21 protein-coding genes are annotated in these 24,121 nt (G+C 47.2%); 12 read left to right on the forward strand and 9 right to left on the reverse strand.

The annotated features are described in order from the left end of the window. Positions 1 to 35: 35 nt before the first annotated feature. Both ACMXI2_RS14035 and ACMXI2_RS14040 read right to left on the reverse strand, forming a co-directional pair. Positions 36 to 539: an SRPBCC family protein gene (locus ACMXI2_RS14035; RefSeq protein ID WP_483782187.1), complete on the reverse strand. Its 504-nt coding sequence runs from the start codon at positions 537 to 539 to the stop codon at positions 36 to 38. After that, positions 536 to 856 (reverse strand): ArsR/SmtB family transcription factor, encoded by a 321-nt coding sequence (locus tag ACMXI2_RS14040; protein ID WP_483782188.1) that lies wholly within the window; start codon positions 854 to 856, stop codon positions 536 to 538. The genes ACMXI2_RS14035 and ACMXI2_RS14040 overlap by 4 nt, the downstream gene beginning before the upstream one ends. 420 nt (positions 857 to 1,276) lie before the next feature. Between ACMXI2_RS14040 and ACMXI2_RS14045 the strand changes: the two genes are divergently transcribed. The 5 genes from ACMXI2_RS14045 (at position 1,277) to ACMXI2_RS14065 (ending at position 8,195) form a co-directional block, all read left to right on the forward strand. Then, a complete protein-coding gene (locus ACMXI2_RS14045; protein ID WP_483782189.1) occupies positions 1,277 to 1,588 on the forward strand; it encodes a hypothetical protein in 312 nt (103 codons plus the stop codon). Between the two features lie 361 nt (positions 1,589 to 1,949). Continuing rightward, a complete protein-coding gene (locus ACMXI2_RS14050; protein ID WP_483782190.1) occupies positions 1,950 to 2,339 on the forward strand; it encodes a hypothetical protein in 390 nt (129 codons plus the stop codon). 158 nt (positions 2,340 to 2,497) lie between these two features. After that, positions 2,498 to 3,580, forward strand: coding sequence for an efflux RND transporter periplasmic adaptor subunit (locus ACMXI2_RS14055; protein ID WP_483782191.1), 1,083 nt, complete (start codon positions 2,498 to 2,500; stop codon positions 3,578 to 3,580). Positions 3,581 to 3,601: 21 nt separating this feature from the next. Further along, positions 3,602 to 6,769, forward strand: coding sequence for an efflux RND transporter permease subunit (locus tag ACMXI2_RS14060; protein ID WP_483782192.1), 3,168 nt, complete (start codon positions 3,602 to 3,604; stop codon positions 6,767 to 6,769). Then, positions 6,762 to 8,195: a TolC family protein gene (locus ACMXI2_RS14065; RefSeq protein WP_483782193.1), complete on the forward strand. Its 1,434-nt coding sequence runs from the start codon at positions 6,762 to 6,764 to the stop codon at positions 8,193 to 8,195. Before ACMXI2_RS14060 ends, ACMXI2_RS14065 begins: the two co-directional genes overlap by 8 nt. A gap of 264 nt (positions 8,196 to 8,459) precedes the next feature. Here ACMXI2_RS14065 and ACMXI2_RS14070 read toward each other — a convergent pair whose 3' ends face one another. Beyond that, entirely contained in the window at positions 8,460 to 8,855 is a 396-nt protein-coding gene (locus ACMXI2_RS14070; RefSeq protein WP_483782194.1) for a barstar family protein, read from the reverse strand. A gap of 98 nt (positions 8,856 to 8,953) precedes the next feature. On the opposite strand from ACMXI2_RS14070, the gene ACMXI2_RS14075 reads away from it, so the two are divergent. Continuing rightward, positions 8,954 to 9,163 (forward strand): hypothetical protein, encoded by a 210-nt coding sequence (locus ACMXI2_RS14075; RefSeq protein ID WP_483782195.1) that lies wholly within the window; start codon positions 8,954 to 8,956, stop codon positions 9,161 to 9,163. A gap of 123 nt (positions 9,164 to 9,286) precedes the next feature. Here the strand turns inward: ACMXI2_RS14075 and ACMXI2_RS14080 are convergent, their stop codons facing one another. The 3 genes from ACMXI2_RS14080 to ACMXI2_RS14090 form a co-directional block, all read right to left on the reverse strand. Further along, the gene (locus ACMXI2_RS14080) at positions 9,287 to 10,207 is read right to left on the reverse strand and encodes a helix-turn-helix domain-containing protein (protein ID WP_483782196.1); all 921 of its coding nucleotides are present in this window, start codon (positions 10,205 to 10,207) and stop codon (positions 9,287 to 9,289) included. A 16-nt stretch (positions 10,208 to 10,223) separates the two neighbouring features. After that, a complete protein-coding gene (locus ACMXI2_RS14085; RefSeq protein ID WP_483782197.1) occupies positions 10,224 to 11,021 on the reverse strand; it encodes an SDR family oxidoreductase in 798 nt (265 codons plus the stop codon). A 92-nt stretch (positions 11,022 to 11,113) separates the two neighbouring features. Next, positions 11,114 to 12,421: a spondin domain-containing protein gene (locus ACMXI2_RS14090; RefSeq protein WP_483782198.1), complete on the reverse strand. Its 1,308-nt coding sequence runs from the start codon at positions 12,419 to 12,421 to the stop codon at positions 11,114 to 11,116. 142 nt (positions 12,422 to 12,563) lie between these two features. Here ACMXI2_RS14090 and ACMXI2_RS14095 point away from each other — a divergent pair, with 142 nt between their 5' ends. Next, positions 12,564 to 13,265, forward strand: a complete 702-nt coding sequence (locus ACMXI2_RS14095; RefSeq protein WP_483782199.1) for a peroxiredoxin-like family protein — start codon at positions 12,564 to 12,566, stop codon at positions 13,263 to 13,265. Positions 13,266 to 13,267: 2 nt separating this feature from the next. Here ACMXI2_RS14095 and ACMXI2_RS14100 read toward each other — a convergent pair whose 3' ends face one another. Both ACMXI2_RS14100 and ACMXI2_RS14105 read right to left on the reverse strand, forming a co-directional pair. Further along, positions 13,268 to 13,537 carry a hypothetical protein gene (locus tag ACMXI2_RS14100; protein ID WP_483782200.1) on the reverse strand — a complete coding sequence of 90 codons (270 nt, stop codon included), beginning with the start codon at positions 13,535 to 13,537 and terminating at the stop codon, positions 13,268 to 13,270. A gap of 4 nt (positions 13,538 to 13,541) precedes the next feature. Then, positions 13,542 to 14,141 (reverse strand): sigma-70 family RNA polymerase sigma factor, encoded by a 600-nt coding sequence (locus tag ACMXI2_RS14105; RefSeq protein ID WP_483782201.1) that lies wholly within the window; start codon positions 14,139 to 14,141, stop codon positions 13,542 to 13,544. A 214-nt stretch (positions 14,142 to 14,355) separates the two neighbouring features. On the opposite strand from ACMXI2_RS14105, the gene ACMXI2_RS14110 reads away from it, so the two are divergent. The 5 genes from ACMXI2_RS14110 (at position 14,356) to ACMXI2_RS14130 (ending at position 22,397) form a co-directional block, all read left to right on the forward strand. Further along, positions 14,356 to 14,910: an RNA polymerase sigma factor gene (locus tag ACMXI2_RS14110; protein ID WP_483782202.1), complete on the forward strand. Its 555-nt coding sequence runs from the start codon at positions 14,356 to 14,358 to the stop codon at positions 14,908 to 14,910. A gap of 41 nt (positions 14,911 to 14,951) precedes the next feature. Next, the gene (locus ACMXI2_RS14115; RefSeq protein WP_483782203.1) at positions 14,952 to 16,118 is read left to right on the forward strand and encodes a FecR domain-containing protein; all 1,167 of its coding nucleotides are present in this window, start codon (positions 14,952 to 14,954) and stop codon (positions 16,116 to 16,118) included. 233 nt (positions 16,119 to 16,351) lie between these two features. Further along, the gene (locus ACMXI2_RS14120; RefSeq protein WP_483782204.1) at positions 16,352 to 19,738 is read left to right on the forward strand and encodes a SusC/RagA family TonB-linked outer membrane protein; all 3,387 of its coding nucleotides are present in this window, start codon (positions 16,352 to 16,354) and stop codon (positions 19,736 to 19,738) included. Between the two features lie 10 nt (positions 19,739 to 19,748). Then, positions 19,749 to 21,209: a RagB/SusD family nutrient uptake outer membrane protein gene (locus ACMXI2_RS14125; protein ID WP_483782205.1), complete on the forward strand. Its 1,461-nt coding sequence runs from the start codon at positions 19,749 to 19,751 to the stop codon at positions 21,207 to 21,209. A gap of 60 nt (positions 21,210 to 21,269) precedes the next feature. Next, complete coding sequence (locus tag ACMXI2_RS14130) at positions 21,270 to 22,397, forward strand: redoxin domain-containing protein (RefSeq protein WP_483782206.1); 1,128 nt, start codon at positions 21,270 to 21,272, stop codon at positions 22,395 to 22,397. 73 nt (positions 22,398 to 22,470) lie between these two features. Here ACMXI2_RS14130 and ACMXI2_RS14135 read toward each other — a convergent pair whose 3' ends face one another. Next, positions 22,471 to 24,111 carry an FAD-dependent oxidoreductase gene (locus ACMXI2_RS14135; protein ID WP_483782207.1) on the reverse strand — a complete coding sequence of 547 codons (1,641 nt, stop codon included), beginning with the start codon at positions 24,109 to 24,111 and terminating at the stop codon, positions 22,471 to 22,473. Between the last annotated feature and the right edge of the window lie 10 nt (positions 24,112 to 24,121).

The following is a 24,121-nucleotide window of genomic DNA, read 5'->3' on the forward strand; positions in this document are numbered from 1 at the left end:
TGCAGTAAATCTGCAGTATCAGTTGTGAAGAAATTCTATTTTTTCAATGATGGCAACAGTTCGTCCAATTCTTCCATAGCCATTGTAAGGCCTTCTTTAAAGCCCATCTGGATAGTGGCTTCCAGTTGAGCCAGATCCGCATAGGAAATGTGTAATTCCACCAAGGTCACCGCTCCTTTGTCAACAAAGGTGACGTTCCATTCCGCTTGTGGCATATCTTTATTTACATTTCCGGCGGCATCTGCAAAAGCGTCAAGCACGGTGAATTTTTGCTGCTCCTGGATGTTTTTGTAGTTGGCCAATGCCCAGTGTTCCTCGCCTTCCGGGCCTACCATTGCATAGTGCCAATGTCCGCCTTCTCTGAAGTCCATTGTTTTTGTTCTGGCCTTCCAGGGTTTTGGCGCCCACCACAGATCCAGGATGTCACTTTTCGTATAGGCGTCCCATACCAGCGGGAGTTCCGCAGCAAATTCCCGTTTAACTGTAATGGTTTTGTTTTCTTTGTTGACAGAAAAATCAAAGGCTAAGTTCTTGCTCATTTCTTTTTGTTTTTTATAGTTAACAATACTTTGTCAAGTTCGTTAAATCTCCCCTCCCATAACTTTCTGAATTGTTCCAGCCATTTGTCAATCTCCTGCATTTTATTTCCATTAAGCTGATAGAAAATTTCCCTGCCCGACTGCTCCTGGTTTACCAGCTCGCATTCTGTGAGGATGCGCAGATGTTTTGAAACAGCCTGCCGGCTTATATCAAAATGTTCAGCAATGGAATTAGGCGTCATTGCCTGAACTGCAATAAGTAATATAATGGCCCGTCTGGTCGGGTCGGCAATAGCCTGAAAAACATCTCTTCTCATTTCTCCGTTAATTTATTCGCGCAACCGATCAGTTGCAAATATAAGCAACTAATTGGTTGCGCAAAATATTTGGGATAGTTTTTTTTTGCGGGGGGAAGCCTTCCATCATTTTTTTCAGGATCACCAACGAGCTGTTCCAATAAAAATTCAGATGCTGATGTATAGTATCCGTCGGGAAATTAGTGAGCGTTAACGTCAACAAGGTATGCCAGCGTAACAACCGCTATTATCGCAACAATATTCACGGGCAAACCGAGGAAAACAGCTAAAGTCCGAACCACAATAAGCCCGCCACCGCAGTGCTGCCACCCAACAGGCTATCGGCCAGAGTATTTTTTTCAGCAAGGGCAAATTTTCATCCTATGAATTTAGCTAAACTTTAAACGTAAATTGAATAGCTTTAAACAACAATTACTCCTTATGATGGAAGACGAAGACTACGAAGAATCATGCACCCGGAGGGAAACTTTCCGGGGCACAATACGAGCCTTGAAACAAAGGGCAAAAGAGAAAGGCGCCATAGTTACGCATACCCAGATCGCAGACCGGTTAAATTTATCCGTAGAACAACTTAATGCTTACTACGTGAGTGATGAGGCGCCCGCTGAACTGTTCCCGCTACTTCGCTTACAGTACGTGGATCTTATTGGCAACTTAATGGTGGAGGTCATAAGCTTCACAACAGTTCACTACCCGCCCGATCCGCCCGATCCGTTTTCTGATGAAGAGTAAGGCAATGAGCAGAACGCTTGATACCGCATTCCTCCATCTACAGTGGCAACGGAGCCTGCGATATACCCTGCGCTGGGCGATACCAATTGAATGTGATCTTACCTGACGGAACGTATGTTAACCCTGCAGCTCCGGGCGAAAACTATTTCGGTATCCAGATTCCCTGATAAATCTTTTACAAGTGATCTCGGTATCGATTAAAATGCACCGCACCAACGGCTTCCGGGTTCTCCGGTAAATATATTTACATATTTCACCATGTTTATAAAAAAGGTTCAGAACTAAAAATAACACTTTCTTCACAAGTCAAACGGGATGTTTTTTCATTTGCTCTCAAACTTTTATTACTTTTGGCCCCCAAATGAGAGTAGCTATATTTTTCGCATATTTGTGTTTCCTCCTGCTCAGGGGGGAGGGCTATGCTTTTACCGCTACTCATCATAACGATGTTTCCAACTCTTTCGCCAGGAACATTGAATACAAACACCGGATTAAATTTACAGACACCAACCAGGATTATTCTGTTGTCAGCAATTTAGATAATGAAGAAGAATGCCTGATAAGTGATGATATTGAAGAGGACGATGCGGATAATTTTCTTGCCAGAAAATATAAACTGCTCACCAGGTACTATCTTGCCCTCCCCCGCCCCGACGTTTTAAGTTATCTCCATAAGTGCTTTAAAGCCCCCGCACCTTACCTGGGGCATCTTTCCAATATATACATTACGCAAAGCGTTTTAAGGATCTGATCAATAATATACATCAGTTACCGAAGGTGTGATCATGCATGCCTGGCGGATGTATATGAATACTACTTCCTCCTGCATTACCGTTAAGGCAGATCACCTTACGTCCATAGGCATCCCTGCCTTACAAGCATCCCATCGCTTAATATCCATTTAATATCATGAGTAGAATTGTCATGTTTACGGGCTTGTTTGTCATGTTGTGCCATACAAGCTGTACATCAAAAAAAGAAGTAAAGGAAGAAGCGGGCAAGTATACCGTTACCAGCCCGGTAAGAATTGATACTTCATTTACCAACGAATATGTTTCGCAGATAAAATCTGTCAGGAACATTGAGATCAGGGTTCAGGAACGGGGTTACCTCCAGAACATCTATGTGGATGAGGGCCAGTTTGTAAAAGCGGGTCAGTTGCTGTTCAGGATCATGCCGAAAATTTATGAAGCAGAACTCCGGAAAGCAGAAGCAGAAACCCAGGCAGCAGAGATAGAACTGCAGAATACAAAAACCCTGGTCGATAAAAATGTGGTGTCAAAAAATGAGCAGGCAATGGCACAGGCCAAACTGGATCAGGCAAAAGCCGAAATGGCCCTGGCAAAACTCCACCTCTCATTCACAGAAATCAGGGCGCCGTTCGATGGCACCATCGACCGTATTCCGTTCAAACTGGGAAGCGTTATCGATGAGGGCGGCCTGCTGACCAGCCTCTCAGACAACAGCCAGATGTTCGCCTATTTCAATGTATCTGAGCCGGAATATCTCGACTATGCCACCAATGCAAAAGGCCGCGGAAGCAACAAGGTAAGCCTGCTGCTGGCCAATAATCAGCCCCTCCGCTATAAAGGAGATGTGGAAACCATCGAAAGTGAATTCAACAATGAAACAGGGAACATTGCCTTCAGGGCAAGATTCCCAAACCCGGATAAGCTTTTAAAGAATGGAGAAACGGGCAAAGTCCTGATGACCATCCCACTTAAAAACGCATTAGTCATTCCGCAAAAAGCAACTTACGAAATACAGGATAAAGTGTACGTTTTTGTGGTGGATAACAGGAATGTGGTAAGATCCAGGAACATTGCCATCCGTGGCCAAATGCCCGACATGTATGTGGTTGAAAATGGCATTTCAGAAACTGATAAGATACTGCTCGAAGGTGTTCAGAAGGTAAAAGATGATGATAAGATCAGCTATGAATACCGGAAACCCGAGGAAGTTATTTCCCACCTGCGATTAAAAGCGGAATAGTTAATCTAATAGTGTAGATCAATGCTAAATAAGTTTATACAGCGACCGGTTCTGTCCATAGTAATATCGCTCATTATCGTCTTTCTCGGAGTTTTGGCCATATCTCAGCTGCCGGTAACACAATTCCCTTCCATATCGCCGCCAAAGGTGAATGTAACAGCGGAATATCCCGGAGCGAACGGTGAATTAATGATCAAATCAGTGATCATTCCGCTGGAAAGAGCCATCAACGGCGTTCCGGGAATGAAATACATTGCTTCCGATGCGGGTAACGACGGAGAGGCGTCTATCCAGGTAGTATTTAACCTGGGCACCGATCCAAACCAGGCATCGTTAAATGTTCAAAACCGCGTGGCATCCGTCGTGAACAAACTGCCGCCACTGGTAGTACGTGAAGGTGTAAAGATTACCCGTGAGGAATCCAACATGCTCATGTACATCAACCTTTACAGTGATGATCCCCAAACGGATCAGAAATTCCTTTTCAATTTCGCTGATATCAACATCCTACCGGAATTAAAAAGAGTAGATGGCGTTGGCTTCGCCGATATTCTTGGTAACCGGGAATATGCCATGAGGATCTGGCTGAAACCGGACCGGATGCTGGCCTACAAGATCTCCGCCGATGAAGTGATGAAGGCGCTGGGCGAACAAAGCCTGGAAGCATCTCCCGGTAAAACCGGCGAAAGCTCCGGTAAAAGATCCCAGACGTTTGAATATGTATTGAAATATCCCGGAAGGTTTACGAATAAAGAAGGATACGAAAATGTTATCCTGAGATCCAGTCCGAACGGTGAAATATTACGCCTGAAAGATGTAGCCGACGTGGAGTTCGGCAGCTCGATGTACGATATCTACTCCAACCTGAATGGTAAACCTTCAGCCGCCATCGTGCTGAAGCAATCATATGGAAGTAATGCCAGCCAGGTAATCAGGGATGTAAAGGCGAAGATGAAGGAGATCAAAGCCAATTCATTTCCAAAAGGAATGGACTATGAAATCAGCTATGATGTATCCAAATTCCTCGACGCATCCATTGAAAAGGTAATTCACACCCTGTTGGAAGCCTTCGTACTGGTGGGTTTGGTAGTATTCCTGTTCCTGGGCGACTGGCGCTCTACCCTTATTCCTGCTATGGCCGTACCGGTATCCCTGATCGGCACATTTGTATTTATGCAGTTTTTGGGTATCACGCTCAACCTCATCACGCTGTTCGCGCTGGTGCTGGCTATCGGCGTGGTGGTAGATGATGCTATCGTGGTAATTGAGGCGGTGCATGCCAAAATGGAAGAAGAGCATCTTTCACCACTGAAGGCCACCAAAAAAGCCATGCACGAAATCGCCGGCGCTATTGTGGCCATCACCTTCTTAATGGCAGCAGTATTTATCCCGGTGGCGTTTATGTCGGGCCCGGTGGGGATCTTCTACCGGCAGTTTTCCATCACTATGGCCACCGCCATTATTTTGTCCGGTGTGGTGGCGCTTACGCTTACGCCGGCGCTGTGCGCCATGATCCTGAAGAATACGCATGGAAAACCCAAAAAGAAAAACGTACTCGACAAATTCCTGGATGGCTTTAATAACTCATTCAACCGCACTTCCGGAAAGTATCAGAAAATACTGGGCGCCATCGTTAACAGGCGGGCCCTCACCTTTGGTATACTGGTGGCTTTCTGCGCGGGGATATGGATCATGAATAAAACCGTGCCTTCGGGCTTTATTCCCAACGAAGATCAGGGAATGTTTTATGCCATCATCCAAACGCCTCCGGGATCATCCCTGGAAAGAACCAACCAGGTAGCCGAAAAGCTGCAGAAAATCGCGGAAGGCGTGGAAGGCGTACAATCCGTTTCTTCCCTGGCAGGTTATGAAATCCTTACAGAAGGAACCGGTTCCAATTCCGGTACCTGTCTTATTAACCTGAAAAGCTGGGAGGACCGGAAACATTCTGTCCAGGAAATCATCAATGAACTGGAAGAAAAATCCAAAGACATCACCGGCGCCACTATCGAATTTTTCCAGCCGCCCGCCGTGCCGGGCTACGGAGCCGCCGGTGGGTTTGAATTACGTTTGCTTGATAAAGCCGGATCAGGTGATTATAAAAAGATGGAAACGGTGAGCAGGGACTTTGTAAGAGAACTGGGCAAACGTCCGGAACTATCATCCGTATTCAGTTTTTACAGCGCCAGCTTCCCCCAGTATATGCTGCGGGTGGATAACGATATCGCGCAGCAAAAAGGCGTCAGCATCGACAATGCCATGAACACGCTTTCCACCCTGGTGGGCAGTAACTACGAAATCAGTTTTATCAAATTCGATCGCCAGTACAAAGTGATTGTGCAGGCATCCCCACAGTACAGGGCCTTGCCCGATGATATCCTGAAGCTGTATGTAAAGAATGATCATGATCAGATGGTTCCCTTCTCGGATTTCATGAAAATGGAAAAGGTGTATGGCTTGTCAGAGATCACACGGCATAATATGTACAACGCCTCGGAAATAAGCGGCGCCGCCGCACCCGGATATAGCAGCGGCGAAGCCATTAAGGTTATCAACGAAGTGGCGCAAAAGAGCCTCCCGAGAGGATTTGGGATCGACTGGGCCGGTATTTCCAAAGACGAGGTAGCCCAGGGTAACCAGGCCATCTATATATTCCTTATCTGTCTTGGTTTCGTGTACCTGATCCTGGCGGCGCAATACGAAAGCTTTATCCTGCCGCTGGCAGTAATTCTTTCCTTACCTCCCGGAATTTTCGGCGCATTTTTCTTATTGAAATGCTTAGGGCTGGAGAATAACATTTATGCGCAGGTAGCAATGGTAATGCTCATTGGTTTGCTGGGTAAGAACGCCGTGTTGATCGTGGAATTTGCCGTACAGAAACACCGGGCAGGAGAAACGGTGCTGAAAGCGGCAATGGAAGGCGCTAAGGTAAGGTTCCGTCCTATCCTCATGACCTCCTTCGCGTTTATTGCAGGGCTGCTCCCATTGGTGGTGGCCTCCGGGCCAGGTGCGCTGGGTAACAGAACAATTGGTACCGCCGCCGCAGGCGGTATGCTTTTCGGAACTATTTTCGGCGTGCTGATCATACCCGGACTGTACTACATATTCGGCAAACTTGCAGAAGGACATGCGCTTGTGAAAGACGAAGAAGAGAATCCTTTAACAGAAGAAATTGATCACAATGTATAAATTCAGGATACATAGCGGCATCGGCCTGCTTGGCATTTGCCTGGCTATTGCCAGCTGCAGGGTGCCGGCCAGCATGCCTGCAGCGGAAAACAGGCCGGTTCCCGGGTCGTATAACGGCAACGGGGATACGACGAATATGTCGGCCATTGAGTGGAGAACCTTTTTTACAGATAAGCACCTTGTGGACCTGGTAGATACGGCATTGAAAAACAACCAGGAGCTGATGGCGACCCTCCAGGAAATTGAAATCGCCAGGAATGATATCCGGTTCAGGCAGGGGGCATTACTTCCCACAGTGACCGCAAGAGCCGGCGCCGGCGTAGAAAAAGTAGGAAGATATACCAGTCAGGGCGCCGGCGACGCCTCTACGGAGATCACTCCCGGCAAGGAAATGCCCGATCCGCTCACTGATTTGTCGATAGGCGCCTATGCCAACTGGGAAGTGGATATCTGGAAAAAACTGCATAACGCTAAAAAGGCAGCAGTAACCAGGTATTTATCCACCGTGGAAGGCAAAAACTTTGTGCTGACCAACCTCGTGGCCGAAGTAGCCAATTCTTACTATGAACTGTTGGCCCTCGACAACCAGCTCTCAATTGTAAAACAAAACATTGAACTGCAAAAAAATGCCCTTGAGATTGTAAAAGTGCAGAAGGAAGCCACCCGGGCAACCGAACTGGCGGTACAGAAATTTCAGGCCGAAGTACTGAAGTCCCAAAGCCTGGAGTTCGACATTCTTCAAAATATAAAAGAAACAGAAAACAAGATCAACTTCCTGCTGGGCCGTTATCCGCAGGAGATTACCCGGGATAAAGGTGCTTTCTTAAGTGCAGTACCTCCGGTGGTAAGCGCTGGTATTCCTTCACAGTTGCTGGCCAATCGCCCGGATATTAAGAAGGCAGAACTGGAACTGGCTGCGGCAAAGCTGGACGTAAAAATTGCCCGTGCAGAATTCTATCCTTCCCTGGGCATTTCCGCGGGAGCAGGATTCCAGGCATTTAAGCCATCTTACCTGTTTAAGCTGCCTGAATCATTATTGTACTCCCTCGCCGGAGACCTCGCAGGGCCGCTTATTAACCGGAATGCCATTAAAGCGGAGTTCAATAACGCCAATGCGCGGCAACTCCAGGCCATGTACAATTATGAGCGCACTATTCTGAACGCCTACTTCGAGGTGTCCAATCAACTTTCCAGCATCAGCAACCTGGAAAAGAGCTATGATCTGAAGTCGCAGCAAGTGGATGCCCTCGCCCGGTCGATCAACATTTCCAACGACCTGTTCAAATCTGCCAGGGCCGATTACCTGGAAGTGCTGATGACGCAACGGGATGCACTGGAATCTAAACTCGACCTGATAGAAACCAAGAAGCAACAGCTGAATGCCGTGATTAATGTTTACAGGGACCTGGGAGGCGGCTGGAAGTAAAATAACCATAGCAGAAATAGTGATCAGCCGTATATAAGCCGTATCTATATAGATACGGCTTATATACGGGTTATATACGGCTTATCTATGGGTTATCTATGGGTTATCCTAAAATGACGTATGCCTGGGCCTGGTATATGACATAGGAATGTCATGAATAGCATAGGTACATGATCATCTGTCTGTTTCATTTTGGGTACCCGGTGCTGCGATTTTATGATGAACCGGTAAGGAAATGGCAGACCGGCAAAAGAAAGGTAGCCATCAGGGAATTGACTGCAGCGTAATATTGGGATGAGCTGCAATGATCTCCAATAGTATATCAAAATAGGTTTGACCCATTCCATTATTCAGTGCGTCGAGCTTTTCGCGGAAATGTTCCTTATTGAACGGTGAGTCGGGCAACAGCTTCTCTTCATAATACCGTTTGGTAACATCATAGCCCAAAGCGTCCCTGCTTCTTTCCATACTTCTCCATAACAGCACCACCGGCTCGTTATTGCTGATGACACCAAATCCCCCGTAAAGCAGGTCATTAAAAGCATCCAGGCTATCGCCCAGCTGCCAGTTCTCACCAGCCATGAATACACGGTTTATTTCCCTGTAAAAAGAAGGAATATCGCTGATAACATCTCCATCAATTACTATTTGTTGCTCCATTATCTGTTTTCTTTTATAAAATTACTCAGAAAGAATATCGAACAATATATTCAAATTACTGATGCACAGGAACTGGTGCAAAAGCAGTCATCGGCACAATGGAAGATGCCGGTTTTCTATCAGCCACTTTCAAAGGCGCAGATATAGTGTATGTAATGGAAACAATCGACGCCGCCGGTGGCTTCTTTAACCCGGATATTGATTTTATCGGTACCATTAACCAGATTGGCTATAACTACAAACAGGCTATTGAGCAGTCGGGCGTAAAGCGCGTGGTGCATCTGGAATTCAGGCAGTCATTTAAGTAACAGGAAATGGCCTGCAACGCCTCCGCAAAAGAAAAGCCCGTATGCTCCCCCATAAAACGGCCATGCCACAGCGCTGAAACCTGCATTAAAACAAATCATGGATAAAAAATAAGCCGGATAAAACTACGATTGATGAAATGACTGTTTAAATTCCACCGGGGTTAAACTGGTTTTACGTTTGAATAACTTATTAAAAGACTGAGGATGCTCGAAACCCAACTGATAAGCAATTTCGGCCACCGACAAATGGGTGGACATCAAATATTCCTTTGCCTTTTCAATCAACTTTTCGTGAATATGCTGCTGTGCATTTTGCCCGGTGAGCGAGCGAAGCATATCACTCAGGTATCGTGGTGAAACATGAAGGTTATCTGCCAGCAGCTCAACTGTCGGAAGTCCTTTCTGCAGGCCATCTTCTTTATCAAAATAATTATTGAGCAGTTCTTCCATGCCGGTCAGCAGATCGTGACTCACAGATTTCCGGGTAATGAACTGCCGTTTATAAAAACGGTTGCTATAGTTGAGCAGTACTTCAATATACGACACAATAAGATCCTGGCTGAATGCATCAATGGCATTATTAAGCTCGTCTTTTATACTTTCTATGACAGCAAAAATCTGTTGTCTTTCTTTGTCCGATAAATGGAGGGCTTCATTGGTATCATAAGAAAAGAATCCGTATTGTTTAATCTTCTGCCCAATGGGATAATTCCTGATAAAATCGGGATGGAAAAGCAGGGAAAACCCTTCGTACACCGTTTCGTTTGGAATGATGATCAGCTGGTTGGGAGCAGTAAACACCATTCCGCCTTCGTCGAAATCATAATACCCCTGCCCATAACCCATTCCTCCCTTCTGATTAAGTTTGTATGATATCTTGTAAAAATTCAACAGCAAAGATTCAGGTAGCTGACCGATATCAACCTTGATACTCGTGTTGTCGAAAAAACCAATCAAAGGATGCACGGGTTTTGGCAAGTCCATTAACCTGTTCAGTTCAGAAATGGAGTCTATTCTTGCAGGGGTATTATTTGACTTCTTCATTTACCAAATTTAAGACTTAATTGCCTAATACATTTTTACCCAACTCAATCCGGGCTGCTTCTTTACCAATTTCCAAACGTCTTTTGTATAAAGCATTCGCATACTCACCTCCCACATAGGTGATTTTATTTTGCCCGTCGGTAGCGGATTCGTACACGAGTTCAGCTATTTCCTCCGCTGAAGAGAAACTTTCAGGGGTGAATAATGCAAAAACCTTTTGCATCATTTCATCGTAAGCCGGGTGATTGCCTGTATCCAGCGACCTGCCCGCAAAATCTGTAACAATGCCACCTGGTGCAACGGTTTTGATACCGATATTGTACTGGGCCAATTCATAAGATAAAGACTCGCTCCAGCCTTCCAGCGCCCATTTGGTGGCATGATAAGTAGACGCCATCGGGAAACCAACTAAACCTCCAACGGAAGTAATAGTGATAAATAAGCCCTGTTTCTTTTCCCTGAAAAAGGGAATAAATGCTCTTGTAACCCTTATAACGCCGAGCAAATTGGTATCCAGTTGTTTCTCAATCTGCTCATCGCTCAACGCTTCCAAAGCGCCCACCAATCCATATCCTGCGTTATTGAGTACCACATCTACATCATATTTTTCAGTAACGCTTTTTACGCAATCGTTAATTTGTACGGCATTGGTTACGTCGAGCGGTAACAGCACAACATTTTTCAATTGTGAAAGTTCTGTTTCGTTCTCCGGTTTACGCATAGTGGCAATTACCTGCCATCCTTTGCTTTGAAATAATTTGGCAGTTGCTTTGCCCAGGCCTGTTGATGCTCCCGTAATGAAGATCGTTTTCATTTGTTGATGTATTTAATTTTACATCTCAAAGGTCTGATAGTGCAGGAAGCCGGATGTTGCCAAATTGAGTTTTGATGTAGCCGAAATGACGGCTATTTTAAAGTGACCTTTATAATTTCCGCGATGCCAGGTAAAGTGGTAAATGGATTGGGATTAGGAACTAAAGAAATCGGGTTGCTTTCCGTCAACGGAGTTCCTGCTAAATTGAACTGTGTAATGCCTGCTCCAGGGAACTGATCGATCGCAGTTCCATTGTTATATAAGGCGATACTGGTGGAAGCATCCCCTTTTTTGAACGGATCGATACCGTCTGCGCCAGTGGCGAAAAACCAGTCGTTGGAGAATCCATACATGGTGGCTATCGCTACCCTGTCTCCTTTGGTAACCGTGATTTCCTGGGAAACATTACCCCCGGCCTGTTCTCCTATCTTTGGAAGCAATACCGTAGTATTGGCTGCGGAGAGAACATAAACTGATTTAATACCGCTTTTTGTTTTCAGTGAAGCTGCGAGTATGTTCGCGTTGCCCTGCTGGGCCAGTTCTTTCAGACCCTCGTTCCGGTCATTCTCTCCCACTTTAAACAACGGATGTTCTATGCCGTTGTAAACCACTACCAGCACGGGAGATAACGGCGTAAATATGCCCGTAATACTGCTTACATAAGTTTTCAGCGGCATGTTGTCTCCTGCTTCCGCAATGGAAGTTAAACCGTTAGCCGATGGTTGCCCTTTAACATACAATGGAGAAGCATTGAGTAAATTTCCACCTGCTATATAGGATATCGCCCATACACCAGGACTTAAAGGCGTTTCGTTAGCCGTTCCGGCGGAGATATTTTGCAGGGTTAAAGTAAACTGCGAGTTCCCGTTATATTTCAGGGTTGCTTTTACCAGTTTGGAAGCAGAGAGATAGGTATTCCCCTGTGCATCGGTAGCGCTAACTTCGGAGATGTTTTTATTTTCAGCGGTACCCGGATGCGTTACGGCTGCCCCCGGAACCTGGTTTACACGGGTGCCATTGTCCCATAGTTTTACCTGTGACGAAACGTCGCCTTCAATAGGTTTTCCATCCTGGTCATATACCATTATCCCCGGGTTTTCCGGTGCAAAAAACAAATCGTTGGACGCACCATACATCGTTGCAAAGGTGATGGCCTCCCCTTTGGCTGCAGAAAATGTAATTGCAGCAGACTGTCCGGGTAAAATCAGTGCCGGTGTTCCGCTTCCCTGGAAGGCGCCGGATTCTACCAGGGGCCTGGAGTTTAAAACGTTTTCTACCGTGATGGTCGTTTTCCCGGCTGACCCATCCGGGCCATCTGAATGATCTTTTTTACAGGCAGGCAGTGCCAAAGGTATCAGCGCAGCAGCAACCCACGGGGCAATTCTTTTTATGTGTTTCATACTTTATGGTCTTTCCCACTTTGTCGGGAAGCTTGCTTATTCCTTACAATCTTTCTCCTCTTTTTTACCGGATCCGGCTAAAGAAGTTTTTTTGTAAGGACTGGGTAGCTGATACGACTAACATAAAAAATCTACAGGTCAGATGAAAACAAACGTAAAAAAATTCAGCACTGCTGGTTGGAAGAATACAGGGATTGCTGTAGCGCTGATGGGTCTTTTAAGCCCTGGTTATAATGCCATTGCTGCTCCTGAATACGGAATGGCAACCGTAAAAGATACGGTAGAGATGATTTCAGGCGTTCCGCTGAAGCCGGAAGACATCAGCCCCCTGCTGATAGGGGAAACCATACCAATGTTGAAACTGCCCACCTCTTCAGGAGAGCGCTTTGATTTGAATAAGTCGGTTGCAGAGAAGCCGGCTATCCTCGTTTTTTATCGTGGAGGATGGTGTCCATACTGCTCAAAACAACTTTCAGGTTTACAGGAAATTGAGCAGGACCTCGTAAATATGGGCTACCAGATTATTGCGATCAGCACAGACAGCCCGGAAAATCTGAAAAAAACGTTGAATAAACAGCATCTGACTTACACACTTTTATCAGATGCAGATCTGGATGCTGCCAAAAAATTCGGAATTGCTTTTAAAGGACCAAAGAACTATGATTCATTTTTGCCGGAAACGTCTGGTGGCAGAAATAAAGATAAACTTTTACCTGTACCATCTGTTTTTATCATCAGCAGAAAGGGAGCCATCTTATTTGAATACATTAACCCGGATATTACCCAACGGATAAGCGCCTCCCTGTTAAAAGCTGCTGCTGGCTCCCTACAGGATGAAATATAAATTTATCTCAGTTTATCATCAATGCTTTTCTGGAGATCCTGTTTGAACTTGTCATCCAGCTTCCGTTCAGTTTGGCCAGCTGAATGGAAGAAATTGCGCACCATTTGATTGATCATGATACTTTGCTGCTGGAATGTTTTACAAATGGAGCAGCCCGCAAGGTGGATTTTCAGTTCCAGTTTCTCCCGGAGTGTAATGCGGCCTATTTGCTGCTTCTCAATCAGAAAAGTGGCTTTCCGGCAGTTATAAACTATCTTTTTTAATGCATTCATGGTTTTAGATCCAGTTTTTTTGAAGACAGGCACGAAGATTTACTTTTGCCCGGTGTATAATCACCCAGAAATTTGATGCCGATACCTTTAGTGTACTACATATGTTTTCTGTAGATTCATCGTCCATGTGCTTCATGGTAAAAACAGAGAGCCACAGCACCGGTAACTTGTTCATGCATAGTTGCAGGATCCGTTGAAACTCTTTATTCTCCAGGGCATCTGGTCGCTCTATCCCCAGTTCTCCGGGCCGGTGCTGATCATTCCAGTGTCCGTCAACGGCGTCGAAAAAATCCTGGTGCTCCTGTTCAGCATGGCTATGGTCAGCGCGTTTCGTGAAGGCAGAAGCATTTTTACGGTACACATCGATCACCTTGAATTTTAAAATAGCGGTGAGCCAGGTTCGCTCTGAGCTTCTTCCTTCAAATTTATCTGCCTTTTCCAGGGCCGCCAGGAAGGTTTCCTGTACCAGGTCTTTCGCCTGGTCCTCATCATTAATGCGTGTAACAGCATAGGTATACAGGTAATCCGCATACCTGCTTACCCAGGAATGTGGATCCAGTGTATTTTTTTCAGCAATGATGCTTTCGGTTTGATCTCGTTGCATATATTTTCCGGTTTTCTGATGCCACACATTAGTCGGAAAAGACCAGGAAACCTTACAATTTTTTCCTTTTATTTGACCGCCCTCCGCATAGATTATTACCAATCAATTACACGAACCACTACTTTCTTATTATTTTTTGCCCTAGTTTGCAAAATAATCCGGCCTTAAAAGATAATTGTCATCAAACCAAACATATACTGAGAAGGAGCTGCTTTTGCGTATTGCTGAGGGGGACGAAGCCGCTTTTGCAGCGTTATTTAACCTTTATTCCACGCCATTAGCTTCACTCGCCTTACGTATGCTCCACAGCGAGCCGGCCAAACAGGAGGTGCTGCAGGAGGTTTTTATTAAGATATGGCTGAACAGGGACCGACTGAAAGACGTACAGCTCCCAGGTCCCTGGCTCAGGAAAGTCACGGTTCACGAATGTTTGCAACATCTCCGCAAAACTTCCCTATATAATACCAAGCTTGGCAACCTTAGCCTGGAAGGCGCCAGTTTTAACCAGGCGCTGAGTACCATTTCAGTAAAAGAAATTCAACTGGCCGTGAAACGCGCGCTCCAGGTGATGTCGCCCCAGCGCAGAATCATTTATGAGCTGAGCAGGGAAAAAGGTATGACCACAAAAGAAATAGCCGCTCATCTCGGCCTTTCAGACGGATATGTACGTAATGCGCTTAGCGCCGCACTCCAGGCTATCCGGAGCTTCCTCCCGGAATCCGTCCGCTTACCCGCCATTATTATTTTTTTACTTTTTTTTAGAAAGTGATAGTGACAACGCTCTCTCTCCCGCATCTTATTATATAGCGCATGGAAAATACACGCATATATTACCTGGCAGAGCAATACCTTAAGAAAAGCCTGAGCGGCACAGAGCAGGCGGAATTTCAACAGTTATTGCAGGCCCCTGATCACCAGGAGGCATTACAGGTCGCTTTTGAGGAGCTGGCAGGCGAGCTGGATACAACCGTCCCGCAGGATGAAGCATTGTTGCCGTTACTGCAACGGGCCTTAAACAGCGACAAGCCCGCACGGCGCATTCATTTCCTGCCCCGCAGAAGCTGGGCAGCGGCATCCATCATCCTCCTGGTACTGGCCGCAGGCGCTTACTTCCGGGTTGCCCATAAAAAAAATATACCACCGGCTGTTATGGCAGCTAAACCGGCGGACATCGCCCCCGGCAGGGAGGGCGCCATCCTTACCCTGGCCGATGGTTCAAGGATAGCGCTGGATAGTCTTGGCAATGGCGTGATCGCCAAACAGAACGGCGCTCAGCTGGTGCTCGCAAACGGCCAACTGGCTTACAATCCGGCGGGAGCGTCCACCGGGGAAACAGTATATAATACGATGTCTACCCCGAAGGGGCGGCAGTTCCGGATCGCTTTACCGGATGGGACACAGGTATGGCTCAACGCGGCCAGTTCCATACGCTACCCTACCCGGTTTTCAGGTAAGGAAAGAAAAGTGGAAGTTACCGGCGAAGCATATTTTGAAGTGGCGAAAAATCCTGCCATGCCCTTCCGCGTGCGCGTAAACAATAAAGCGGAAATAGCCGTGCTGGGTACGTATTTTAATGTGAATGCGTATCACAACGAGCAATTTATTGCCACTACCCTGCTGGAAGGATCTATACGTGTGGCGGCCCTGGCAGGCGGGCATAAACCAGGGAATGTAATCCTCCGGCCCGGCCAGCAGGCGCAGATTGAAACAACAATCAGGGTTCTTGAAAATGCCAACATCGATAAAGTGATCGCCTGGAAGAATGGCCTGTTCTATTTTGATGGAGTCAGCCTGGCTGAAATCATGCGCCAGATGGAGCGATGGTACGATATTGAAGTGGTGTATGAAAACGGGATTCCGGATATTGAATTTGAAGGAGAGATGACCAAAGATGTTTCGCTAAACGGCCTGTTGGTGATGCTCAAAAGAACCGATATTCATTTTCGCCTGGAGGGCAGAAAGCTAATCGTGCAATAATAACAGTAATCATAAAAAAACCGTCACAGCGCTAACTGTGACGGTGGATGAATTTAATTAGTCAAAAAAACGGTCTACCAACCACTTTTATTAACAACCAAATCTGCTGCAAATCTATGCAAAAAAAATGCTATTGCCCCCCTGTTCGTGCGGGGCAGCACCGGGGCATTGCCAGATCCGCCAACGACGGATTGAGCAAGTCCTTTAGAATAAGAACCAAAATCATGAGGGCTATGAAATTAACGACCTTCTTATTAACTGCCGCCTTTATTCATGCCCATGCCGCCAGTATGGCTCAAAATGTTACCATCTCCGGCAGGAACCTGACGCTGAAACAGGTGTTCACCGCTATTAAAAAGCAAACTGGCTATGTGTTATTGAATCAGAAGGGAGTGCTGGCCGATGCCAAACCAGTGTCGCTCTCTGCTGATAACCTGCCTTTGCGGGAACTATTAAACGACGTCTTTAAAAATCAACCGTTAGAATATGTGATCGAGGGCAAAACGATTCTTGTTTCCCGAAAACTCCCGGCTGCGCCTTCCGGCCAGCAGGCTTCTCCTTCCGCCCCTCCTGTTGCCACCTTCATTCCTGTTAAAGGTTTTATCCGTTCTCCTAACGGACAACCTTTAGCGGGAGTGAACCTGGTAATTACAGGGACCAATAAAGGCGCTACCTCTGTAGCCAATGGCTCTTTTTCTTTTGATGTGAATACGGGAGATGTTATTAAGGTATCTGCCATTGGGTTCGCTCCACTCACCCTCCGTTTCACCGGCAGTAATTTCCAGGTAGTATCGTCTGAACTGCCTGCTAAACGGAAATCTTCCGGTGGAGAAAGTGTTTCTTCAGAAGGCGTTTCAAAACTGGTTTCCGGAAATCCTGCTGCGCTCATTATCCAGCTTGCGTTAAGTACTTCACCCATTGATGAAGTCCAAATAACGGCCTATGGTACCACGACTAAAAGATTTAATGCCGGTAACATTACCACGGTGACATCTAAAGAAATAGCGAAAAACCCGGTAAATAACGTGCTGGAAGCGCTGCAGGGAAAGGTTCCCGGATTGTTTATCCAGCAGGTGACCGGTCAGCCGGGAGGCGCCTTTACCGTGAGGATGCGCGGCTCCGCAAATCTCACTACCGGGGCCACACAGCCGCTGATCATTGTGGACGGCGTACGTTATCCCGGTGGTACGTTACCTCTCTCCACCAACACCTCCTACGGTACACAAAATTTCCTGCAGGGAGGCAGCGGCCTTAATTACATCAATCCAAACGATATTGAAAGCATCGATGTACTAAAAGATGTGGATGCCACCGCCATTTACGGCTCCTCCGGCGCCTACGGCGTAATCCTGATCACGACCAAAAAATCCAGGGCTACCCAACAATCTTTTAATGCTAATATCTACACTGGTATATCGGTAAACGGGCAAACGCCTCCCCTGCTCAATACCGATCAATACCTGATGCTTCGCCGCGAAGCGCTGGCCAATGATAATCTCGACGTATCCGCCGGCGACAACGATTTGAACGGCGCCTGGCCGGCAGACCGCTACACCGACTGGCGGAAAGAATTCATGGGAAAATCGGCAGCCACTTCCAACGCAAACTTCTCTTACAGCGGCGGCGCCCGGCATACCACCTACCTGATCAGCGGAAGCCTCCGCGATATTGGCAACATACAACGGCATAAGGGATCAAACAGGGATGGCTCGCTCCGGTTTGCATTAAACACCAGCTCGGCCAACGATAAGTTCACGATGGGCATCACCGGCACTTACCTGTCTTCAAAAAATGATATGGTGCCCTACGATTTTTCCGTTAGCGCATTAACGCCGCCAAACGCGCCACCAGCCTATAACAAAGATGGCAGTCTCAACTGGGCATCTATCGGGAGCGACCTTAACAGCAGCGGTACGGCCAGTAACGCCAACAGGCTATATGAAAACGCCACCAACAACCTCCTCGCCAACGCCACGCTTACTTACCGGCCCATCAAAAAAGTAACGCTCCGCAGTATTTTTGGCTACAACACCATCAACGGAAAGGAACTGATCGGCTATCCAACAACGGTGTTCAATCCTACCAACACCCAGGCGCCTACGCAAACGGTGGGCATTTTACACCAGTATAACACCCGCTCTTTCACCATTTCACCCTATGGCGAATTCAATACGCTGATTGGCAGGAAAGGTGATTTAAGCGTGAAACTCGGTGGTGAACTCAACAACCAGGTTACGTATTTCGACGAGATCACCGGAACCGGGTTTCCTTCTGATGCGTTGCTGAACAACCCCTCCGCCGGATCTACGGTAACTACTAATTATAACCTCACCGAGTACCGGTCCATCGGGATGTATGGGATTATAAAATTTGTATGGGACCAGAAATACATTATAGATATCAATACACGGCGGGATGGGTCTACCAAGTTCGGGCCCGGCCGCCGCATCGGAAACTTTGGTTCCGCAGCGCTGGCCTGGATTTTCAGCGGCGAAAAACTGATCAGCGATCACCTGCCGTGGCTCAGCTTTGGTAAGCTAAGGATCAGCAGCGGCGTGGTTGGCGGCGATGCTATTGGCGATTTCAGGTGGCTGGGAACGTATAGTGTAATTAGCGGATCCTATGATGGCAAAGTAGGATTAACTCCCAACTCACTTCCCAATCCATTGCTAAACTGGGAACGTAACTTTAACTCGGAAGCCGGTCTGGAACTGGGATTTTTTCACGACAGGCTTACAACCGATTTTAGCTACTACACCAACCGTGCAGGCAATCAGCTGCTGGGCCAGCCCCTGTCAAGCGTTACCGGCTACACCAGCTACACTTTAAATTCCGATGCGCTGATCCGTACCAGCGGCATGGAAATCAGCGTAAGCTCCATTAATATCAAAAGCAGTGATTTTACCTGGTCAACGAGGTTCAACATTTCAATACCTAAAAGCAAGCTGCTGAGATTACCCTCCAGTACACAAAATGCCAATTATGTGTTAAACAAACCCGTTACCGGCATATTGCTTTATAAATACAATGGCGTAAACCCGGAAACCGGCAACTACAGTTTCACCGATGCGAAAGGCAATGTATCCGATTACTCCGGCGGATTAACCCAGGCAGATAAAACCGAATTTGTAGACCTGGCCCCGAAATACTTTGGCGGACTGCAAAATTCCTTTACCTATAAACGGCTTACGCTCGACTTCTCATTTAATTTTACCAGCCGTACAGGCAGGAATTTTCTTGGTCAAACCGCCTTTCCTTTCGGATTGTATGGCTTAAATGGTTCTACCATCTGGCTGCGCCGCTGGCAACAACCGGGTGATATTACAGACATCCCTAAGTTAAGCAGCCAGTTCACCAGTATATTCAGGCAAAGCCTCCTGCAAAACAGTACCGGGGGTTATAGTGATGCCACCTATGCACGATTACAGAATGTGAGTATCCGCTATAGTTTCAGCCCGGAAGTTAACAAAATGCTGCATCTCAAAAATCTGTCGGTGTACGTACAGGGACAAAACCTGCTTACCATTTCCAAATTCGATGGTCTTGACCCCGAAAACCTGAATGCGGGCGTGATCCCGCCACTGCGTGTATTTACAACCGGAATTAATGTTACACTTTAATGTACCGAAAATGAAGATGATTTTTCTTACCAATCATAGTTTTTCAAAACACCTGCTTGCCATCGCCGCTGCACTGGGCACCACTCTCACCAGCTGCGAAAAATACCTGGACAATACACAGCTGCCGGCCAATACCATTGCGGCGGTGGATGTTTATTCCACCGACAATATGATATCAACGGTTGTTACAGGTATCTATCTGAACATGAACAGCTCCGGGCCTTTTCAAGGCTCCGCGAGTGGCAATATTGGTTATACAATGGGCTTGTATACCGATGAACTCAGAAGTTTGCTGACTGGTAATTTTGCAGATGTATTTTACAAGAATGCGGTTCAAAGCGGGCAAAGCGGCAACTGGTCTGACCTGTATAAAAAACTCTTTACCGTTAACACAGCTATTGATGGCATCAGCACCAGCAAAGGCGCCCTCGTTTACAAAGATCAATGGCTGGGCGAATGCTATTTCCTGCGGGCCTATTTTTATTATTATCTCGTTAATATTTATGGTCCTGTACCGCTGGCGCTGACTAACAACTACGCCATAAACAACCGGTTGGCCCGCGCGCCGAAAGCTGATGTGTACAAACAAATTATTGCCGATCTTAAAATGGCGCAATCCCTTTTAAGCAACGAGTACAAAAATGGTTACGGCGTTACCACCACTAACCGCTTTCGTCCTAATAAGGCCGTGGCTACCGCTTTGCTGGCAAGAGTTTATCTTTATGCGAAAGACTGGGCCAATGCCGAAGCGCAGGCTGGTGAACTGATCGGCAACACCAGTTATGAAATGTTGCCGCTCAACCAGGTGTTTCTTGCCAACAGCCGGGAAACCATCTGGGCGCTGGCTACCAACAGCCCCAAAGCAGCCAATGAATACGGCCTCTATAACAATGGTATGCCGGAAACAATTGTACCGCCGCAAAGCCCCGCTTCCTCCAGCGTATTTGTTGCATTGAGCAATATCCTGATCAATAAGTTTGAACCTGGCGACAAGCGATTCACCAACTGGGTGCGTACTTCCACAGTGGCCGCTTCCTCTGCAACTCCGGCCACGGTGTATTATTTCCCCGGTAAATATAAATCACCGGCTACCAATGCAGAATACCAGGTTCTGCTGCGGCTTTCAGAGCAATACCTGATCCGCGCAGAAGCAAGGGCCATGCAAAATAAAAGCAATGCCGTGGAAGATGTGAATGTTGTGCGGTTACGTGCAGGCCTGGAAGGGCTGACAACAGGCACGCAAGCCAGTGTCCTCGCCGCCATCGCCAAAGAAAGACAAACCGAACTGTTCACCGAATGCGGCCACCGGTTTTTCGATCTGAAACGCACCGGCGTCATCGATGCCGTAATGGCTACCGTAGCGCCAACCAAACCCACCAGCTGGATGAGCTATATGTCTTACTGGCCCATTCCGCCCGCTGACCTTCTTCAAAATCCTAATTTAACCCCTAACCCGGGATATCTTCAATAACATATCAGGCAGGATGGTGATCAAACATCCATCCTGCCTGTTCTCAATACATTATTTTTCATGAAAAAGATGTTGATACTGGCAGCCATACTGGCGCCCGGATGGATGTTCGCCCAGTCCGGTAAATACACACTGACCATCAAACTTCATACATCTGCCACACCTGCAAAAGCATACCTGGTAGAAAACTACGGATGGAGCAATCAGCAGGTGCTTGACTCGGCAACCTTCAACAAAGGCGCTTTCCGGTTTAGCGGTCAACTGGAAGAACCTGTTAATGTGCATGTACTCATTGATCATACCGGTGAAGATTTCACAAAGTGGAAAAAGACGGCTGATATCAATGATTGCTACCTGGAAAAAGGAGCTATCGAAATTACCGGCACTGACTCCGTAACAAACGCAAAGGTTACCGGGGGCCCTGTAAACAGTGATTACCAACGGTACAAACACACCGTACTGCATCGCATGAAACAGATGAGCAAAGATGTGGATGCTGCATCAGATCAGCAAAAAAAAGATCCCGGATTTATGGATTCGGTGATGAAACAATACCAGGTGATTGCAAAACAAACCGACTCCATGAAATATGCTTTCATCCGTCAAAATCCTGCATCGTATATCAGCCTGGTTACCTTGATAGAAGTGGCAGGCACGGATGTGGACGTACCACGTATTGAGCCTGTTTTCAAAAGACTTTCACCGGCAGTACGCAACAACAGAACCGGCAAACAATTCGCAAAAACATTGTATGATCTGGGGCCGCTTTCTATTGGCGCATTGGCGCCCGACTTCACCCAGAATGATGTAAACGGCAAAGCGGTGAAGCTTTCTGATTTCAAAGGGAAATATACGCTGGTAGATTTCTGGGCATCCTGGTGCGGTCCCTGCAGGGCAGAGAATCCCAACGTGCTGAAAGCATACCAGGCATTTAACGGGAAAAATTTCACCATCGTTGGTATATCCCTGGATACCAATAAAGACGCATGGCTCGGTGCAGTGACAAAAGATGCACTGCCCTGGCAACAGGTATCTGATCTGAAAGGATGGAAAAACGAAGCGGGGAAATTGTACCAGGTAAAAGCCATCCCGCAAAACTTCCTCCTCGATCCGCACGGGCGTATCATTGCTAAAAACCTGCGGGGAGAAGCCCTGCAGGAAAGGCTTGCGGAGATACTGAATAAGTAGCTGAAGAATTATAAGGCCGGCTAAAAAGTATAAAACTACTTTTCAGCCGGCCTTGTTTTATTTTATATCATCACTACTCCAGCCGCTGCTTGTCTTTCAGTAACTGTGCTTTCAGCTTTTCATAACTGATATCCTGTACATTTTTTTTATCAGCTATGGCCTGTACTGCGGCGGTGGCAGCACTCTGTCCCAGGATCATGAACACCGGCTCCATGCGGATGGAACCAAAGGCAATATGCGAGCTGGACATACATACCGGTACCAGCAGGTTTCTGCATTCTCCTTTCTTCGGCACAATAGCACCATAAGAGATCCGGTAGGGCTGCTTAGCCTCCACGCCTATATCGCCTTCATTTTGCACAAAGCCGTCGGGTTTCACGTAACGCTGCGCATTGTGCGCATCCAGCGTATAGGAGCCCATGCCCACAGACTGGCTCACAGGACGTTTGCCCAGCACTTCGTGTTCCGTCATCACGCTCATGCCCGTCATGCGCCGTGCTTCGCGGATATACAGCTGGTGCGGCCAGCTACCGTTGTCCTTAAACTCGTCTGCCGACAGGCCCCATTTGTTCATGGCATCCTGTACGTCTGACGGTATGCGGGGATCGTGGGCGATGAAATACAGCAGACCTTTCTGGTATTGCCCGTGCTCTTCGATAATGGCCTTCCTTCTTTCATAGGAAGCATCCGGATAATCATAGTTCATCCCGATGTTATCCATGCTGAAAGGGCCGTGGTTATTCACGTCTGTCTTGTGGTTGGGAATGGGATCGAATTTATTGAAGGTTTCCCGCCAGCCGGAATTGAAGACGCGTATCAGCAGTTCATACTGCGTAGAGTCGTAACCGTCAGGCCGTTCAAAGGGCACCTTGTTGCGCGGGTCGTTGGTGAGGCACAAACGGAAGCAGTAGGCCTGTATCCGTTTATCGCCGTCTCCTTTTTTGCCGGGGTCGTCGCCGGAAACGCAGGGCAGCAGCCCGCTGGAGGAATCGCCCGCCATTTTGTAGGGGCTTATGTTTGTTTTAAAGTGATGGCCGTGGTGCAGCACACCTACCTGGATGCCGTTCCATTGCTCGCCGTACACGCTGTTGGCTTCACGGCCCACGTGGTAGCTGACGCCGGCAGCGGCCATGAGGTCGCCTTCATAGGTGGCGTCAATGAACATTTTCCCGGCAAAGGTTTTGCCGCTGAGGGTGGTGAAGGCCGTGATGTTGCCATCTTTTTTGATCAGCCCTTTTTCGCGGTCCAGCCATTCATCCCGGTATACAATGATCTTGTTTTCTTTTATGAAATCTTCGAACACCTGTTCTGCTACGTGCGGCTCAAAGATCCACATGGTGCGCTCTGCACCGTCCATCGCTACTGTTCCCTGGCCTTTGTTGCCGTATTCCTGCTGTTGCTGCCATTGCCAGGCGTCAGGCTGCTGGTAATGCAGGTATACACGGTGATAGAACTCACGCGACAACCCACCTATAACGGATTTGTTGCCTGTGTCGGTAAAGCCCAGGCCTCCGGAGGAAAGGCCGCCCAGGTGTGTGTCGGGAGATACAATGATAACAGACCTGCCCATTTTTTTCACCTGTACGGCGGCAACAACGGCAGCAGAGGTGCCACCATAAATAATCACGTCGGCCGTCACGTTCCCGGGAACCGGCGTTGCAACCACGGATAAGGAACAGATGGATACTGCAATACTAACGAGGAATTTTTTCATAATTTATTTT

It is taken from the genome of Chitinophaga sp. G7 BAM 1005, from assembly GCF_057126945.1.